Here is a 19000-nt window from a genome sequence, read left to right as displayed (position 1 = left end):
GTGCGTCAGGGAGGAGCGGCTCGCCCGCTCGATTCGCACTGCAGGCCCCGAATCTTTACTCAGGTCCGATGCGTACGCCCGGCCGTGACCTACGAGAATCCAGTCCTTCCGGGTAGTCACCCCGACAGTCGGGTTGGCGACGACTACTACCTCGTGACGAGTTCGTTCAACTACTTCCCCGGCGTCCCGCTCTATCACAGCGACAACCTCATCTTGGGGGAACGCCTCGGGCACTGTCTCATGCGCGAGAGCCAACTCGTGCTCGGTGACACGCGGTCGTCGGGCGGAATTTTCGCGCCGACGCTCCGCCATCACGACGGCACGTTCTACCTTGTCACGACGCACGTCGATGGCGGCGGCCACTTCGTCGTGAGCGCCGACGACCCCGCAGGTGAATGGTCCGACCCGATCGACATCGGCGCGCCGGGATTCGACCCCGACCTGTTCTTCGACGACGGCACCGCCTACTTCACCTACGCCGCAGGCCCGACGCTCGCCGAGACAACTATCCAGCGGACGGCGCTCAATCTCGTCATGGAAGCGGTCGGCGACACGTGCGGAATCGAGGGGTCGTTCTGCGAAGCACCCCACCTGTACGAGCGCGACAGTGTCTACACCTTCGCATCTATGCCAAACGTGAAATAGTCGGGTCATAATAAGTGGAATGCATGGCGAACCTTCGCAAGCTTCGCGACCCGAATGCAGAGTATACGATGCGCGACCTCTCCGCGGAAACGATGGGCCTCTCGTCCGAACGCAGTGGCCCGCGAGACGTGGAGATAACCGACGTGCAGACGACCATCGTCGACGGAAACTACCCGTGGATTCTCGTCCGCGTCTACACCGACGCCGGCATCGTCGGCACCGGCGAATCCTACTGGGGCGGTGGCGACGCTGAAATCATCGACCGCATGGCACCGTTCATCATCGGCGAGAGTCCACTCGATATAGACCGCCTGTACGAACACCTCGTCCAAAAGATGTCCGGAGAGGGTTCCATCTCGGGGAAAGTCATCTCCGCCATCTCCGGTATCGAGATTGCATTGCATGATGCAGCCGGAAAGATTCTCGACGTTCCCGCCTACCAACTGCTCGGCGGGAAGTACCGCGACGAAGTCCGTATCTACTGTGACTGCCACGCCGGCGACGAATCCGAACCTGAATCCAACGCCCGCGAAGCAGAGCGCGTCGTGGACGAACTCGGGTACGACGCCCTGAAGTTCGACCTCGACGTTCCCTCCGGACATGAGAAAGACCGCGCGAATCGACATCTCCGGGGGCCGGAAATCCAACACAAAGTGGACATCGTCGAGGCCGTCACCGACGTGGTCGGCGATCGCGCGGATGTAGCTTTCGACTGTCATTGGTCGTTCACGGCCGGGAGCGCGAAGCGGCTGGCGGCGGCCATTGCAGACTACGACGTGTGGTGGCTCGAAGATCCCATTCCGCCGGAGAATCACGACGTTCAGCGCGAGGTCACGCAGTCGGCACCGACGACGCCGATTACGGTCGGTGAGAACGTCTACCGCAAACACGGCCAGCGCCAACTCATCGAAGAACAGGCCATCGACATCCTCGCGCCCGACCTCCCGCGCGTTGGCGGCATGCGCGAGACGCAAAAAATTGCTGACATGGCGGACATGTACTACATCCCGGTTGCGATGCACAACGTCTCCTCGCCGATCGGCACGATGGCCTCCGCGCAGGTCGCGGCGGCCATCCCGAACTCCCTTGCCGTCGAGTACCACTCCTACCAACTCGGTTGGTGGGAGGATTTGGTCGAGGAAGACGACCTCATCCAACAGGGTCGGATGGCGGTGCCGGAGAAGCCGGGTATCGGTCTCACGCTCAACCTCAATGCGGTTGAAGAACACATGGTCGACGGAGAAACCCTGTTCGACGAAGCGTAACCGAACTCCTGAGTTGTCGTGTCGTGCCGTCCGAGCGCACTGTTAGGTATATTTTTCGGCAAGTATAAATTTCATTGTGAATTGGTACCCTACGTCTATGGATAGCGAGCCTGCTCCACGTAGAAGACTCGACGGTGAGACCGCGGTCGTCATCGGCGGTACGACCGGAATCTGACGAGCAATCGCCCTTGAGTTCGCCGACGAGGGTGCGGATATCGTCGAACGAGTCGGTCGGAAGACGCCGTTGAGAGCGTCACAACGGAACTTCGAGACCGAGGTGTGACGACGGCAGTCACCTGCGACGTACGCGACTGAGCGTCCATCGAGCACCTCCATACGGTCGCCCGAGAGACCCTCGAGTTGGTCAGTATCCTCATAAACTCCGCCGGGCCAGTCGCACAGGCGTCGGTGGTCGAGATGACTGAGGAGTGGGAACGAGATATCGACGTTTGTCTCACTGGGGTCTTCCGCGCGCGTCAGATTTATCGGGCAGACGATGGAAGAGGGTAGCATCGTCAACATCTCGTCCATGTCCGCCGACCAAGCACGCGAGAACTGGGCCGCGTACTGCGCCGCCAAAAGCGGTCTCAACAGCCTCACGCGCGCTGCCACCGCAGATTTGGCTCCGGAGATTCGCGTCAACGCGGTCGCTCCCGGGTTCGTCAAGACCCCCGCTCGCGGGCGAAAAACTCGAAAACGGCTCCGAGTTCCGAGCGACGACCGATGAACGGACGCTGATGGAGCGCGTCGCGACTGCACCTCATCGGTCAATACTACGCATTCACCAGTATTCCCACAAATGATGAAGAGTTCTCCACTGGCTGCGGCGACGGTGCTGGCGTTCTGTTTGATTTCTTTACACAAGAGGAGACAGTACCGTTGTATCTTTCGTGTGGTTCTACAATCCTGCAGGCCATGTCATCGGTAGGTTCAACTAAGATCATACGCCACGTGATTGTTATTATCGCTGTATTCTCCTGCACGTATCAAGGACACTTGCTAGGGAAGAGGGCTTCGTGCCACCATTCAGCAAATACTGCCACTCTACCGTAGATTGGTGACGAAGCGGACGGTACCGGCTGGACCCTGGATTTTTATGCCCCCTCCACTGGATACTACACGTATGGTTGCAGGCTCTCCCCGCGTCAGTGCCGCTACCGACAGTGACATTCGAGTCGGTGTTCGAACGCGTTCGCTTTCAGAATCCCGACTCCGGTACATCCGCCAATTAGGCGCAACGGACATTTTCGTCGACCACGTCGACACGGAGGAAGAGCCAGACGAGTTCAATGACCGAGACGGTGCAAATACAGTCGCCGTAGGCCGCAATTCCATTCCCTCGGTCGAAGAATTGGAGGCCGCTCGTGAGCGAGTCGAATCCCACGGATTGTCCCTCACTGGAATTCAGTCACTTCCGTACTCTCTGTACGGCGATATCATGTTTGGACGTGAAGGCAAAAAGGAAGCCCTCGAGCAAATACAGCGATTAATTCATAATCTTGGTGAAGTAAAAATTCCCATCTTAGGTTACCAGTGGAACCCTCGAGGAGTGGTTCCAATGCGAACCACCCCGGTTGAACTGCGCGGTGGTGCGGCAGGGACTGCGTTCGACCTCAACGAAATCGATAATCCTGACGCGCTTGCACCGGCTCTTGACCGAACGTACGAAGAAGAGGAATTCTGGGCCAACTACGAAGCGTTCTTAGAAGAAGTAATCCCTGTCACCGAAGAGGCGGGGATCCAAATGGCGCTCCATCCAGTCGATCCACCGGTATTTGAGTCGATGGGTGGCATCCCGCGCTTGTTCCGTAATGTCGAAAATTTCGAACGGGCTATGAACCTTGTTCCGAGCGATAACCACGGTTTGAAGCTTTGTCTGGGTTGTTTCTCTCAGATGGGGGAGAACGCCAACGAAGTGGTACGCCGGTTCGCTGAACGCGACCAAATCGTATTCATTCACTTCCGTGATGTCGTCGGCACTGTCCCGAAGTTCCACGAGACCTTCGTCGACGAAGGTAATTTTAACACCGTCGAAGTGATCAAGACCCTCGACGACGTTGGTTTTGAGGGTGCAATCATTCCTGACCATGTCCCAAAGATAGAAGGAGACGACGATTGGCGTCATCGTGCACGTGGGTTCACTGTCGGCTACCTTCGTGGCGTCGTTGACACCATTCGGTACGAATAACGATCAACTGCTAATTATATTCTAATAACCAATTTTGTCTCATCCCTATATATTGTGTTTTAAATCGATAATTTGGCAAGACAGGACCGAATACCGAACTTCATTAACTTGCTCGGAGTCTGCTCTTCTCTACTAAACTTAATACAGTCACTACGGCCGCTGAGGCGGACGATTTCAGCCATTGGACCAGTCGAAATTTGCTTATCCTCGCCTTTCAGCCTTAACCAAACACAATGATAAGCGGACGGTGAACGTCCTAACGGGCGTCGCCGTCCGACTCTACACAACCACATACTTATTCAGGGAGATAAACGGATTCTCGCGGTTTTCGGCATAAATCGCTCGTATCGAGCGAAATTTTATGGATATATCGGCTGGCTGACGGCGTACCTGGCCCCTATCACTTACTCCGATATTGTATATTGTAGATAATATAATTATTAAAATACTGAGTGATAGAAGGGAGGTTTAATGACCACGATCACGAACGTCCGGGTTTCCAAGGAAACCCGAACATTCTCCATTACGATATCCCCAACCAGGAAGACGGCCTTGTGTACCTTCACTGTGAGATGAACGAGTCCCTTACGGCCCTCCTCTCGGCAGTCCAGCAATCTGAGGTCTACATGGCGATGCCGATAGAGTTTCTGAGCGACGACCACCTGCGGCTGACGTTCATTGAGGAACACAAGCCTCACTGCTGTTAACAATCTTTTCGCCACACGATGGCCGCAGTGTACCATAGTGCAACAACTGGCAGTGATACAATCAGACCTCACCTCTTCAACCTACGTATTTAATAGGTCTAATTCAACGCCGATGATTTATTAAGTGGAAGTTGCTCAACCCCCGATACCCTCGAGTAAATCAGTGCGCAATTCGAAGGGCGTATTTCGCACCCCCCTTCCATGTTGAGAGTGGCTGGAAGCACTTCTAAGTGCAAACTGATTGTTCAACCCCCCGTGTACTCCTAAGACGCGGAATTTCAACCGCAATTAACTAGATATATGTTCTCTGTGGAAAGAAGCCAGTCAATTAGTCATAAACATTGCCAAAGTACATATATACTCGTCAGTTGACCAGATATTAGTCAGCATGACCCGAATTGAAGTCGAGGAAGGGGTGGACTTGTTCGTTCAGGATTGGGGATCAGGTACTCCGGTCGTGTTCGTACACGGGTGGCCACTGAGCCACAGGATGTTCGAATATCAGTACATCCAACTTCCGAGGGAGGACATCCGGTGTATCGGTATCGATCTCCGTGGCTACGGACAGTCAAGTAAACCGTGGAGCGAATACGACTTCGACATGTTCGCTGACGATCTCAAAGCAGTTCTCGACGAACTCGACGTCGAGGATGTGACACTCGCAGGTTTTTCGATGGGCGGTGGGGTCGTCACCCGGTATATGAGCCGACATAACGAGGAACACGTGGCAAAATTGGCGCTGCTTGGTGCTGCGAGTCCTGTTCTAGCCAAAAAACCGGACTTTCCGGAAGGCATCGATGAAGCCGCCTTCATGGACCTTGCCCAGGGATGCTATGAGGACCGGGCGAAGGTAAGTAGTGACTTCGGCGACTCGATGTTTCACTCTGCACCGAGCCCCGAGCTGAAAGATTGGCTCCAGAATATGAGCATGGAATCGTCGCCGCAAGCCATGGCCGATTCTATCGAAGCAGTCGGCGAAATAGATCTTCGGTCCGACCTCGCGGACATCTCTGTTCCGACACTCATCTGTCACGGCGTTCACGACGAGGCCTGTCCGTTCGAGCTAACAGCAGAGAAGCTCCACGACGGAATCGAAAACTCAGAACTCGTTCCCTTCGAAGAGAGTAGTCATGCCCTCTTCTATGAGGAAAAAGAGAAACTCAACCAAGAACTGACTGAATTCAGCAAATAACACAAAATGGACGGTGGTCGCGTCGCAATCAGCCTCGTCGTATTTTTATACCGACGTAAACATGCCAACCATCCGAAAACAGAGGGAGAGAGATACACGCTCTCTAATCAGCAGGAATCCGATTTTTACTCCCTAACCTCATAAGCAGGAGTAGACCGCCCCCGGTACCCTTCTCTCGATCACGGTGCAGTTCGTAGTGCAATACACACAGGGAAATAATATAGCTTGGGAAGAATTATAGGAACAATGAGTACTGAACATCGCCGTCTCCGTGGCATTGTGATTGGTATCGTGTCGATCTTACTTTCTGCAGTCGTGATTCAGCTCAGTGGGTCGCCACTTCCAGATCTCTTTGGCCTTGATGCGTTCATTTGGTTTGCCTTGATTGGACTCGGAGTGATTATACTGCATCTGATGGGTGTTTTTGAGAGATAACTTCTCTCTTGAGAACGGATCTCGATCTATTGTTACTAAAAGGTCAAGCGGAAGTAGACACATCTCGGGATTCCCAGATCAATCGGTGTGCATTTTGTAGTGCAGATCAACCGCTCTTCAAAAACAAAAATCATTTGTGGGAGTTCTAGATTGAGTTCTCTTATTTATCATTAACTAAAACCTCGAGCAACAATCGTTTTTTGAGAACTAATCATATTCTGATATATTCTCCTCGCTGTAATGGTATTTTGGCAATCTATTAGAATATCATACCACGATTGAGTAGTGATTTCTCTCAGCGTGAATTATAATCCAAAATCGCGTTATTGCTATGTAACTCCACAAAACCACGCCAAATTATCTACTGGAATCATATCTAAAAAAATATTTCACTCATCGAGAAGCTTATCCCTATTCTATGAATATTAAAGTATGAAACGCTGAGCTGTCCTTTCACTTCTCACAGCTGGGATCTCCTTCACAACTCGTGGGTGCCTCAGTAAGGGACGAAGCAAAACCTCGTCTCCCGTGTCGAGTAGTAGCGTGATCACATATACGTCGTCTCAGATTCTCAGAGACAAGGGAACATTAGGGAGATCCAGAGAAACCACCGACCGTGAGCTTCAATGCCGAAAAGAAGCAAGTGCTCATAACTGGCCGTCTCTTCGTAGGATCGAGGACTTGTAAAGTAGCAACAGTAGAGAGTGCCAAGTACAAAGAATCTGAGAATCGCCTGTCTATCGTGATCACCGACGACAAAAGTGATGCGCATCCTGATAATCAGTTATTCGGCTCAGGAGGATGCGATGACGCAAGGAGTTCAAATGCCTACAAAGCGAAAATCACGTTTTGCGAGGAGCTACCTGAACATGTGACGGCTCTCGAGCGTGATGCGTTGGGGAACACTACATCATCGGGTGCAACTTCTAACGTGCAGAGAATTACTAGCGGAATAATGGGGTGTGATTCATTGAGCCTGTCATATTCTCGGGGAAGATACGTCATTCGTCTTTTCCACGTGGTATCACAAATTGAAGCCTGTATGAATTCGAATGCGGTGGTACTCACTGCTCCTTAGATCTAAGGGGCAGTGGAATCGACCTACTTGCCTCTCTACAAAGCACAAATACCGTCCATCCACAGCAGCTATTCTCCAGTCGATTATTCATCAAGCTGCACAGCCAGTATCGGAACCTCTGCGGTCCGAATAACTTTTTCAGCAACGCTTCCGAGGAGTTGCCGATTGAGCCCAGATCGGCCGTGCGTACCGATGACGATAAGATCGATGTCCTGCTCGGCTGCATACGACTGAATCTCTTCGTGAGGACGGCCATATTCGACAATTTCTGTTGTTGTGGAAACACCGGATTTGTTCGCTTCTTCTGTGACCTCGTTTATAAGCGACTGTCCTTGCTCATCAAGCTGCTCATGAACGACATCCGCCGAAATACCCTCAATTGTTGGTGGTGCAGTGATCTCGACTGCTGACTGGTCAATCACATGCAGAACATGTAACTCCGCATCATAGGTTTGAGCATGTGTGATTGCCTGTTTAACTGCAGTCTTTGTCCCATCGCTCCCGTCTGTTGGGATCAGTATTTGGTCGTACATTGTTGTTCCATTACGAGATCACACGGAAAATAGCTGCTGGCGGATCAACGCGTTCGCAGCAAAATTCAGTTGAACTGCCCGCTAATTTTCACGTTGTCAGATACTGGGGAGCGTTCCTCGACTCGCTGCACCCACGTTGTCAACATGTTTGTGTCTGTTCAAACTTTTCATTAAATTACTCAGTCAACGCTCGGTATTTAGCAGAGGAGACTAATATCTTCCGCCTAAATCCGTAAGCGAAAGTGGACAGGGGACGGGGGTTTCCAAGAAACTATGTGTGAAAGTTACTCAACCGTTTCAGTGAGAAATTTGTACGCAGGGTACTGTCTAATTTAGCCAGCTTGAGAAGCGAGCAGGTCGCGGTCGATGAGACCGCTGTCAAAGTCAATGGCGGATGGTATTGTGTATACTCTCCAATATACGTTGAAACAAAACTACTTCTCGACATCAAAGTATCTGATTGGCACAGTACTGAGTCGGCAGATACGTTTCTGGCCGATCTAGCCCAGAAACACTATCTTTATGGCATTGTGTTTCTCGTTTATGGCTACGGTTATCGAACAGAAATCTTTGGAATTCGATTGATCGGCCAACCCAACTATAAATGGAGTATTCTGTCCAAAAGGTGGTCTCACGCGCTCAAAGTGCAGATTGATTGTCCCATTTGTCACAAGTCGGTACTCAGCCGAATAGCAATGATGGATTGAACAACTTGTGCATTATTGTAATCCGCAGCCACTGTATCAATTATTCAACGATCTGACATCTGTCGACAAGGAGTCAAACTAGACAATGCTATTTTATAAATTATTGACCATATTGATAATTTACCGAGATCGAACTTGATGCTTCACGAATTCTTTGTTGCAGCTGACTCTGATATGATTCGTCTCGTACACGATCGCTTGGCGCAATTATGCCGACAGCACCTAAAATATCATCATTAACAAGAATTGGAGCAGCAATAATGCCCATGCCGGTGACTTGCTGGTCCCAGTCGACCGCATATCCTTTTTCCCGGATTCGTTCTAGCTCATCCTTTAGGGTGTCAATATTAGTGACTGTCTGATCAGTCATTGACTTCAATCCATGTCTATCAATGATTTCGTTAACGCGTGCTTCGGAAAGATGTGCCAGGATAGCTTTTCCAGAAGCGTGCGTATGAAGCGGTGTCCGCATGCCAGGATACATCCCAAGATCCAACGCTTGATCTCCGCGTTCATAGTGGAGAATAACTGCCTGTCCATTATCTTCGATATTGATGTCTGCCACTTCTCCAGTCGCTGTAACTACCTGCTGGAGTTCGCTTTGTGCAACTCTAAACAAGCGACTCCGATACTTGACCCGCCCTCCAATAGTAAGTGGTTTGTAACTCAGTCGATATTCACCTTGTGTCCGTGTAACGTATCCTATCAACTGTAGAGTTTGAAGATAGTCATAGATGGTGCTTTCTGGGATGTCCACCTGTTCCGCAAGCTCGGATGTAGTAGCACTGGTTTGTTCCCAGAGTATCTCGATAATCTCGAACGCCCTATGAACTGTTTTGAGTGGTATAGGATCACCAGACATATACAGCAATAGTTGCAAAGTCTACTTGTAATTTGCGATTATTTCGCAATCACTTCTCTCATCCATTTGCCTTCAATAAATGCAGTCGTCCGAATTGTCGGATTGTGGAGGATGAGGATAGACGAATCAATAACTCCACGAACAGGGGTTCAGTAAAACCCTAGTAGTATACCATGATTGATGGTGTTGATTAGTGGATCGGTATTTCGATTATATCGCAAATGAAGATTCAGTCATCCGTTGAAGGCTGCTCATCCACGAGTGGGGGTATTATACTCCCAATACTGTCATTGCTGCTTCTTGCTGACTCTACTGGTTATCGATTTTACCCGATGATATGTTACAATACTAGCTCTGTAAAGCCATAGTTTATAAGCGAATGACCTGGTAGAACAGCCAGTCAGTAGAAGACTTACTCCTGTACTCATGCCGGATCCTAATTGCGAGTATCTCGCAAAATTAGTGTAAGGAGAAATAGTTGGAAATCCCACAAACAATTAACCCACCAATATTTTGCTAAATGCGTACATACGTACCTGAAACTGGTTAGAACAAGTATGAAATTCATCTCGAGATCATCCAAGCGTCATTCTGAGCAGATCGATACGTTTCATTTCGGTTTCACGATCTGCTCACGTCGCAGTTGCACTAATCAGATTTTGTGGTTGAGTCGATTAGTGCTCCGACAGCCTGTGCCCCACGTTCAGGCGTGTTGAACGTCGGTATTCCAAGATTCTCCATCTCTCGTCGTTCGTCCTCAAGCGCGTGATCGGGGCCAGCAACGGTAAAAAGAATCGGCTTGTCAACCTCTGTTGAAAGTTTCGACAGTTCATCAACTGGGTAGCCCAATGAATCTTCGTATATCTCGTAGACAAGGACGATATCGATTCGGTCATCACGTGTAACTGTGTCGACAACCTCCCCAAACTCCGGCATCGGTCGACCCGTATCGACAGGGTTCTCCGTATACGTGATTCCGGGAAGGATGTCATCTAACCGTTCTCGTGTTTCATTGGTCAGATTCGGGAAGGTGGCATCTGTACCTTTGAGGTAATCCGTGATGATGATCCCGGGGCCGGCCTGAGCCGTCACAATTCCCACGTTTGTTCCATTCGGTGTCGGCGAGTCGGCCAAGACTCTACCAGCATCGATCAGCTCAGTAGTCGAAGACACGGTGACCAAACCGGGATGATTGAATCCATCCTCATAAATTGCGTTCTCCTGTGCTGGAGCTGCCGTGTGTGCTTGGGCGAGATCCGCGATGTCATGCTTGCCGACTTTGTATGCGACAATTGGGGTCTCTGAGCTTTGACAGGCATCAAGAAGTGCATCAACGTCCTCCGTCCCTTCAACATGCATAACGATTGCATCAGTCCTCGGATCTGCGTCGAGCAGCGGGATAACGTCGGCGAATTCCGTATTCATCCGATTTCCAAGACCGAACATCGCTGAGACACCGTATCCTTCACGAGTGAGTTGAAACGACATGGTAATGCCGACGCCAGCACTCTGCGTAACGAGTCCGATATTCCCGGAGTTGACATCACGGATGCGTGGGACAAACGATCCATAAAGATCGTTGTGTGGGATCGCATATCCAGCCGTATTCGGTCCGAGAACCGTAATATCGTACTCGTCTGCGATCGTCGCGACTGCCTCTTGGAGTTCTTTCCCCTCATCGCCGGCTTCGGCAAATCCACCAGCAAAGATCACGGCAGCATCGACGCCTGCTTCGCCACATTCTTCAAGCACCTCTGGCTGCAACGGTCCAGGGACACAACAGAAGGCTAAGTCCGCGTCCGTTTCTTGGACCGAGTCGACGAATTCGTATCCGAAAACGGTCCCCGAACTCGACGGATTTACGGGGTAAATCTCGGTATCGTACACTTCGATGTTTGACATCGCGTCGTTCCCAAGCTTCCCCGGTGTTTTCGATGCTCCGATGACGGCGATGCCGTCTGGGTCGAAGAGAGTTGACACGCCCATACTGGGTTAAACCGAACGTTGTATCTTAAGTTTCCGGGTTTTGCCGTACTGCTCTCCGCGCCACCGTATTCATCGAGCGTTGGTCTCCTGACACTTGTCTCATCAAATGATACTGGACTACCCGCCCGATAGCCAGTCGACCGTTCTCGTGATGAATCACAGAGCGATCACCGTGGAAGTGCGTACGCGAGCAGTTCTATTGGTGTCGGGGGTTCGTCGCTATCGAGCGATGTGCCTGCGAGTGAACTATCGGAGGGGATAGGATCGATCGAACTATCGCCAAGCTGGGTTCGACAGGACGTACCTGGCGCGGTGACGACCGTGGCATCGCTCGATTCAATTTGACTGAACAGAATTTCGCCGATTGAACGACTTAGCGAGTAGTGCTCCGCCTCATACCCGAACGTTCCAGCCATGCCGCAGCACCCCGAGTCAAGCGGATCAACGGTATAACCGGCCCGACGGAGGACGCCGACCGCGTGATGGTCTTTCTTCTCCGCCTTTTGGTGGCAGTGGCCATGGTAGACGAGCGAGTCGGCAGGTGATTCCCACGCCACGTTCTCGTCGAGTCGGAACGCGTCCAGATACTCACAGAGGCCATACGAGTTCGCGGCGACCAATTCGATCGCCTTGCTAGAGCACAGGTCGAGTGCATCGGACTGGAACATCACTGCGTCAGACGGTTCAGCGACGACGATATCCCAGCCATCGCAAATGCGCGGTTCAAGTTCTGCCACGTTCTTCTCGATAGTATCACGAGCAGCATCGACGAACCCCTTCGAGAGCGCCGGACGGCCGCTGTCGGTTCGGTTGGCCACGTCGACGTGGACTCCTGCTGCTTCGAGGACGCGCACCGCTGCTTTGCCGACTTCGGGGTGACTGAAATTGGTATATGTGTCCGCAAAGAGGACGGCCTTCCGCCTGGCGTCTCCCTCTAGGACACGCGATCCACCTCGTGCGTCGAACCAGTCCTGGAGCGTCTCACGATGGAACTCTGGGAGCGACCGCTCTCTCGCGATCCCAACTGTCTTTTCAGCGATCGTACCCGATCCCGGAAGTGATTGCACAAGATTCGACACCGGTGCTAATGTGCTTCCGATTGACGCTAGAATATCGAAGTTGGCGAAGAGCTTATCGCGGAGGCTTGGCCCGTGTTCTTGGTGTCGCTCGTGCATGACTTCGGTTTTGAGCTTCGCGACGTCAACGCCGCTTGGGCAGTCTCGCTTGCAGCCCTTACATCCGATACAGAGGTCGAGTACCTTTGTGACGAACTCGTCATTGGTGGGGTCGTCGGGAAGGTCGCCGCTCATTGCTTGTCTGAGGAGGTTCGCTCGACCGCGAGTTGCCGTGATTTCCTCGTCTGCGGCTCTATAGGTCGGACACATCACACCGCCAGTGGTTTCCTGTGAGCCACGACAGCCGCCGCAGCCATGACAGAGTTCGACCATCCCTTGCATACCGTTCTCATTGTCCCAGTTCAGCGATGGGTCAAACCCAGCGTCATGGACATATTCGTCATCGTACCGGAGATGCTCGGTCAGATCGTGGTCGCCGCAGACGTTCCCCGGATTAAGCAACCAGTCCGGATCAAACGCGGTCTTCAGGTCGCGGAAGGCTTGCCAGAGGTCGTCACCGTAGAGTTTTCGGTTCCATTGGGTGCGAGCCCGGCCGTCGCCGTGCTCGCCGGAGACGCTACCACCGAACTCCACGACCATATCAGTCACCCTGTCGGCGATTTCGATCATCTCCTCGCGGTCGGAGGCGGCTTTCGTGTTCACGAGCGGGCGAACGTGCAGGACACCAGGGCCAGCATGAGCGTAAAACGCCGCATCGACGTCGCGCCCCATCTCGGTGAGCAGCGATTGGAACCGCTCGACGAATTCTGGGAGATGTTCCGGCGGAATCGCACAGTCTTCGATGAAGCTGATATGCTTCTCGTCAGATGTACGGGAAAGGAGGATTGGCAAGCCAGCCTTTCGGAGTGTCCAGAACATCTCGCGCTCGTCCTCGTCATGAGCCTCTAATCCAGCGAATGCGATCGTCTCGTCGATAGCTGGTCGATCGTCGGACGGCATCACTTCTGTGTCGGTTCCTGGAATTCTGTCTGCGAGGAGGTCGGCAGTCTGCTCGCGGCCGTGATCGTCATCATCGGCGTAGAACTCGACGAGCAGCCCCGCTTCGGCCTCGTTCGGGGCGAGAGACGCCGCTTCTTCGAACTCTGTCGTCTCCCGTGCCAGTCCGAGGAGTACGTCATCGATAAGTTCGACCGCGTCAGGGTCGTGTTCGAGCACGTGCTGGACGTCGGTCACGGCGTCAAGGACGGTCTCATAGAATAGTAGCGAGACCGCCTTCGTCTCCGGAACCGGTTCAAGTGAAACTTCGGCTTCGGTGACGACGGCGAGAGTGCCTTCGCTTCCCGCGAGCAAGCGAGCGAGATTGACCATTCCCGTTTCGGCTTCCTCGACGAGCACGTCGAAGTTGTAACCCGAAACGTTGCGTTTCATATCGGGGAAGCGGTCTCGCACTTTCTCGCTCTCGCTGTCGATGATTCGAACGACTTCCGCGTACACCTGCTCGAGAAGAGATCCGTCAGAATCCGCAGATTCTCGGAGTTCCTCGACGGCTATCTCGCCGAGCGTGGCGACCGTTCCGTCGGCCAATACGACCTCACATTCCTCGACGTAGGCATCGGTCTTGCCATAGACGAGCGAGTGTGCGCCCGACGAATTGTTTCCGATCGCACCGCCAATTACGCTCCGGTTGCTAGCGGCCGGGTCGGGTGCGAACTTCAAGTCGTATGGCGCGAGTGCCTCGTTCAGCTTGCCGAGAACCGTTCCCGCTTCAACACGGGCCAGCTGTTTGTCGGGTTTGATTGTTTTGATTCCGCCCATATAACGAGTGAAATCGAGCACGACGGCTTCGTTGACGGCCTGTCCTGCGAGGCTCGTCCCACCGCCGCGCGGAAGAATCGGAATCTCGCGCTTTGCACAGTATGTGACGGTCATGGCGACGTCATTGGTCGACTTTGGGAAAACGACGCCGATTGGTGTTACCTTGTACGCACTCGCATCGGTCGCATACAGTTGCCGCGTGTAGGTATCGAACCGAGCGTCACCGTCTATGCGTTCGCGAATATCGTTCACGAGTGCTGGTCGATTTACATCGTCTGAGACAAAATCGTGCGTAGCCCGTTGATCGGTGGTATCGTCTCTCGCGTTGAGTACGGAATTAAAGTTCGTAGTCATCCTCGGATAAGCACTCAAATAGTTCGTCACACGTTTCACGACAATAAAGCGTTCGACAGAGTTGCGACCATTATTATTATTCATTACATGGGGAGTAAATATGATTGTCATAAATTTGGATTGTCCCAATTGGCTGCGAGCACCTGATGCTCCACTAAATCGTCACGATAACTGCTTGGGTTAGTAGTTAGCGTGTTCGTGTAGGACGACTTCATGTTGCAAACCAACTTAGCTTGGAGGAATGAATTTGCGATATTGACGTCGTAGTGAATGTTCGCGACGATAGGTTGGGGTTCGTTTGAGCGAGACTTTGTCCACCTATTATTTTTTAGATAACTCTCGGCGATGTGGTGGCACACGATGCGAACTACTATATGGCTGAAACCTGTTGGTACCATGTATATGAACGACGTTCAGCGTACTGCTCCTGTCGACCAAACGAGCCGATCGGTCGATAATGGAGTTCGTATACGAACGTCAACTTGACGACCAATGACAACGATACTACTATGCGCCGACACTGACGTCGAACGGGTATCGGATCAGGTAGCGTCGATCACTACGCTGCCGCTTGAGACGGATGAGGTTCGAATTTTCGTCTATCACGTCTTTCGTGCCGATGGGAACGACTTAGACGCCAGTAATCTCAAATCTGTCACCTATGCAACCGAGACACTTGTGGAAGCAGGATTCGACGTGGAGGTAATCCAGTCAAGCGGCGATGCCGTACAGAACATCCTCGATACAGTTGTTGACGTCGAAGCCGACATGATTAGCATCGCCGGTCGAAAACGATCTCCGACCGGGAAAGCACTTTTCGGTAGCATTGCACAGCAAGTTACACTCCGTTCGGAGCTGCCGGTGCTGTTCTGCTCTGCAAGCGAATAGATTAAAGAAACAGATTCTTTACGCTGTTACCGACTGTATACCGACGATGTTTGTTTGTCGCGATTTTCACGGCATAAGCGACGCAGAGTGCCGTTCGTTCCTGTCGTCAAATAACCAATCGTCACTGATATTTCCTGTACTCGACTAACTGCTCGTACAGTTAACTCAGATCACGCTCAAACCGAACTGAGAGTCATTCACGTTTGGATCACAAGAGTCCGACGAACACTGCAGCATGGACGAGAGCTGCAGTGATTGGGATGAGAAGAGCAGTCCGCATCACGAATAAGACGAAGAGATCCCGGAATCGAATTGGGATATCGTCGAACATATCCACCATCATCGGAGCCGATGCGGCGAAGAAGATCGCTTGCGCACTTACCACAATTACGACGTAGACCCTCGTAATCAGGTCAGTTCCGACGGCAAACGTGGCGCCAATGAACATCTCCGCACCACCGAGGATCAGCGACGTAGCGGCCATCTGTGGGTCAGGAATACCAAACGCTGATAGAACGGGAACAAGTGGTGTCGCCAGTACCTCAAATACCGACGTATACTCGTTGATAATCACAGCAGTCATCCCAATCGTGAGAATCGTACCAACCATCATTCCGGTCAGTTTCAGCCCGTCAATGAGGCCTTCTATCGCAGATCGTGGTATTGAGGCGCCTTCTTCGGCAGTTCTGACAGCCTCGTTGAACGCAAATCGGAAGTAGTCAACGACAGGTCCGTTGAACTCCGGTTCCGGATCAGGTTCCGCAACGAATTCATCGGGGACGGTCGAAAGCGGTGGGACTCGAACGAGAATGATCGCCGTAAAAATCACGCTGAGCAGGTACAGGAGGACGACGATCGGGAAGACATGAAGAATCTCAAGTACAGCGGCGATCGCTCCAATCGTGCCTAAGTTCGCGGTAGCGAAGCAGGTGCAAATGACGAAGACCTCTCGTTTGTTGTATCCGCCACGGTCGAACACGTTTCGCGTGAGGTAGTAGCCGATACTGAACGAGCCGAGCCACGACGCCGCGCTGTCAAGCGCTGCACGGCCGGGCAAATTGAATACCGGCCTCATCACCGGCTGGGAGAGCGTGCCGACGAATTGCAGTCCGCCGAGTTCGGCGAGTAAGTTGACGAACACTGCGCCGATTGGAATCACAAGTGCAATCGTCAACAGGAGACCTCCCCAGACAACACCTGATGTCTTCTCGCTGAGTAGCCATTCGGGACCACTCCCGATAAGGATAGGTAGCGCGAGGAAAATTCCGATAATTCGAAATACCCAAAAAATATTCGACGTCCGCCAGTAATTCAACTCGAATCGATTGGCTGTTCCTTCGTCAACGGACAGGATTCCATGATAGTTGGCCATTGAGACGGTTGTCAGGACACCGCCAGTAAGTATCAAACCGAACGTAAAGTACTCGATGAGGGTTGGGAATGATTCCAGAATGATGCTGACTACCACGTCGAGCGGAATCGTAGTTTGACCATTCCACTGTATCGGGAACAGAAAGAAGAACGAACCGATGCCGAACGCAAATATGAATTTCAACACTGGCTTCGGACGTTTTTTTATCAGACTAACATCCTTAATAGTCTCCGTGTCTGCTTCAGCGCTATCGCCGGACGTATGCTCGTCATTCTCCCACGCGGAGCTACCAAACATGATTCGACCGTATTTTTCATAGGTAATAAAATCACCGGCCAAGTAACCAGTTTAGACAATTTAAGTTCTCCCGTATTGAATCATAAAACATATTATATGTATGGCTGAGTGCTTGTAGCTTGAACGAAGTAAATCCAAATTGTGTTGATCTAGACGAACCTGAAATCACGTTCACAGGCTATTGTGCGAAGGAACTTCTATAGGCGGAGCAGGTCGAGTGACTCGGGGTTGAATCCCGAGACGGTTCACCGATAAATGGCAGATCCGAGTGGATGATATGACCACAACTGTTATCACGATTTACTCCAACGATACGCCTATGAGCGGCGATACGACAGGAGAGCCTGTACTGATAGCCGGTGCTGGCCCGGTTGGGATGACAACGGCATTAGCATTGCACGCGCGCGGAGTGGAGGCGACAATCCTCGAGGCTGAGTCTGAAGATCGCGACCGATCCGGAAGTCGCGCCATCTATGTTCATGGCTCAACGCTCCGGACGCTCGAGCGAATTCATCCAGGGCTCGGCACCGACCTCGTCGACGAGGGGCTCGTCTGGCCGACGCGACGAACGCTTTTCAGAGGGAAGGAAGTGTTCGATCGGACGTACGATTCGCCCGGCGGCTCAGGCGATATCCCTCACTTCACCAGCATCCCGCAAGTCGTGACCGAAGAGTACATGCATGACGCGCTGGACGAGGCCGGGATCGATATTCACTGGGACGCCGAGGTCGATACATTGGAAACATCTCCCACTGGCGTCCATGTGGAAACGGCTGACGGTCGCGAGTGGGTAGGCGAATTCTTGGTCGGTGCCGATGGTGGTGGATCGACCGTCCGCAAGGAGATCGGCGCGAACTTTGAAGGAGATCAATCTGAGAATGCATTCATCATTGCAGACGTCGGAGAGGTCGGCGATGACCCGCTACCACTCGAGCGAGTGTTCCACTACGATGCCCCAGAGGCCGACGGTCGGAACGTGCTGCTCGTCCCGTTCACCGGCGGCTGGCGGCTCGACATCCAGTGTATTGAGGGCGACGACCCCGATGAACTCAGCAGCGACGAGCGGATGCGTGAGTTCGTCCGCGATATCATGGGCGAGCGCTATGAGGATAACCTGCAGTGGGTCTCGAGCTATTACTTCCTCCAGGTGATGGCGGATACCTTCGTGGACGAACACCGTCGTGTGTTACTAGCCGGAGAAGCGGCCCATCTGCTAGCGCCATTTGGCGCTCGCGGTATGAACTCCGGTATTGCCGATGCGGATGAGGCGGCCTCGGCTATCGCGGCCGCGATCAACGCCCAAACCGACGCCGTCATCCGCGACGAGATAGAGCTGTACGCGGCTCGCCGCGAAAAGGCCGCCGAGTTCAATCTCAACGCGGCCGGTCAGGCGCTGGAGTATCTCCAAGGCGGCAACCCTGTGACGATATTGCGGAAGGAAGCAGCTGCCGCGCTGGCGGATCACTTCGAAACCGCTGGCGAGTGGCTTGACGATGCGCCGTACGGTCCTCACGGCACCCCGCCAATCGTCTCAACCGGGAACTACTGAACTCCGTTTGGCGACTGCTTTTTCTCACGCTCCAGCCAGTGAGCCAATAGG

General features: G+C 52.6%; 13 protein-coding genes. 8 read left to right on the top strand and 5 right to left on the bottom strand.

Annotation, left to right across the window (positions count from 1 at the left end; genetic code table 11):
• Positions 1-84 precede the first annotated feature (84 nt).
• The 6 genes from LIX15_RS22145 to LIX15_RS22120 all read left to right on the top strand — a co-directional run bounded on the left by LIX15_RS22145 (position 85) and on the right by LIX15_RS22120 (position 5997).
• Positions 85-645, top strand: coding sequence for a family 43 glycosylhydrolase (locus LIX15_RS22145; protein WP_345412737.1), 561 nt, complete (start codon positions 85-87; stop codon positions 643-645).
• A gap of 23 nt (positions 646-668) precedes the next feature.
• Positions 669-1910 (top strand): mandelate racemase/muconate lactonizing enzyme family protein, encoded by a 1242-nt coding sequence (locus LIX15_RS22140; RefSeq protein WP_227777510.1) that lies wholly within the window; start codon positions 669-671, stop codon positions 1908-1910.
• A 496-nt stretch (positions 1911-2406) separates the two neighbouring features.
• Positions 2407-2637 carry an SDR family NAD(P)-dependent oxidoreductase gene (locus LIX15_RS22135; RefSeq protein WP_227777509.1) on the top strand — a complete coding sequence of 77 codons (231 nt, stop codon included), beginning with the start codon at positions 2407-2409 and terminating at the stop codon, positions 2635-2637.
• A 396-nt stretch (positions 2638-3033) separates the two neighbouring features.
• Positions 3034-4098: a mannonate dehydratase gene (locus tag LIX15_RS22130; RefSeq protein ID WP_227777508.1), complete on the top strand. Its 1065-nt coding sequence runs from the start codon at positions 3034-3036 to the stop codon at positions 4096-4098.
• 452 nt (positions 4099-4550) lie between these two features.
• Entirely contained in the window at positions 4551-4805 is a 255-nt protein-coding gene (locus LIX15_RS33745; RefSeq protein ID WP_425556804.1) for a hypothetical protein, read from the top strand.
• 388 nt (positions 4806-5193) lie between these two features.
• A complete protein-coding gene (locus LIX15_RS22120) occupies positions 5194-5997 on the top strand; it encodes an alpha/beta fold hydrolase (protein ID WP_227777507.1) in 804 nt (267 codons plus the stop codon).
• A 1596-nt stretch (positions 5998-7593) separates the two neighbouring features.
• Here LIX15_RS22120 and LIX15_RS22115 read toward each other — a convergent pair.
• From LIX15_RS22115 to LIX15_RS22095, 4 genes are all read right to left on the bottom strand, one after another.
• A complete protein-coding gene (locus LIX15_RS22115; RefSeq protein WP_227777506.1) occupies positions 7594-8043 on the bottom strand; it encodes a universal stress protein in 450 nt (149 codons plus the stop codon).
• Positions 8044-8850: 807 nt separating this feature from the next.
• Positions 8851-9612: an IclR family transcriptional regulator gene (locus LIX15_RS22105; RefSeq protein WP_227777504.1), complete on the bottom strand. Its 762-nt coding sequence runs from the start codon at positions 9610-9612 to the stop codon at positions 8851-8853.
• Between the two features lie 648 nt (positions 9613-10260).
• Positions 10261-11598, bottom strand: coding sequence for a CoA-binding protein (locus LIX15_RS22100; protein ID WP_227777503.1), 1338 nt, complete (start codon positions 11596-11598; stop codon positions 10261-10263).
• Between the two features lie 167 nt (positions 11599-11765).
• On the bottom strand, positions 11766-14843 hold the full coding sequence (locus tag LIX15_RS22095; protein ID WP_227777502.1) for an FAD-binding and (Fe-S)-binding domain-containing protein: 3078 nt from the start codon (positions 14841-14843) through the stop codon (positions 11766-11768).
• 492 nt (positions 14844-15335) lie between these two features.
• On the opposite strand from LIX15_RS22095, the gene LIX15_RS22090 reads away from it, so the two are divergent.
• Positions 15336-15731, top strand: a complete 396-nt coding sequence (locus tag LIX15_RS22090; RefSeq protein ID WP_227777501.1) for a universal stress protein — start codon at positions 15336-15338, stop codon at positions 15729-15731.
• Positions 15732-15939: 208 nt separating this feature from the next.
• On the opposite strand, the gene LIX15_RS22085 is transcribed toward LIX15_RS22090, so the two are convergent.
• Positions 15940-17400, bottom strand: coding sequence for a YjiH family protein (locus LIX15_RS22085; RefSeq protein ID WP_227777500.1), 1461 nt, complete (start codon positions 17398-17400; stop codon positions 15940-15942).
• Positions 17401-17719: 319 nt separating this feature from the next.
• On the opposite strand from LIX15_RS22085, the gene LIX15_RS22080 reads away from it, so the two are divergent.
• The gene (locus tag LIX15_RS22080; protein WP_227777499.1) at positions 17720-18949 is read left to right on the top strand and encodes an FAD-dependent monooxygenase; all 1230 of its coding nucleotides are present in this window, start codon (positions 17720-17722) and stop codon (positions 18947-18949) included.
• The last annotated feature ends 51 nt before the right edge of the window (positions 18950-19000 follow it).

It is taken from the genome of Haladaptatus pallidirubidus, from assembly GCF_020700235.1.
GTDB classification, from domain to species: domain Archaea; phylum Halobacteriota; class Halobacteria; order Halobacteriales; family Haladaptataceae; genus Haladaptatus; species Haladaptatus pallidirubidus.
The sequence above is the reverse complement of the archived record's forward strand: the minus strand, read 5'-3'. Positions and strand labels throughout refer to the sequence as shown.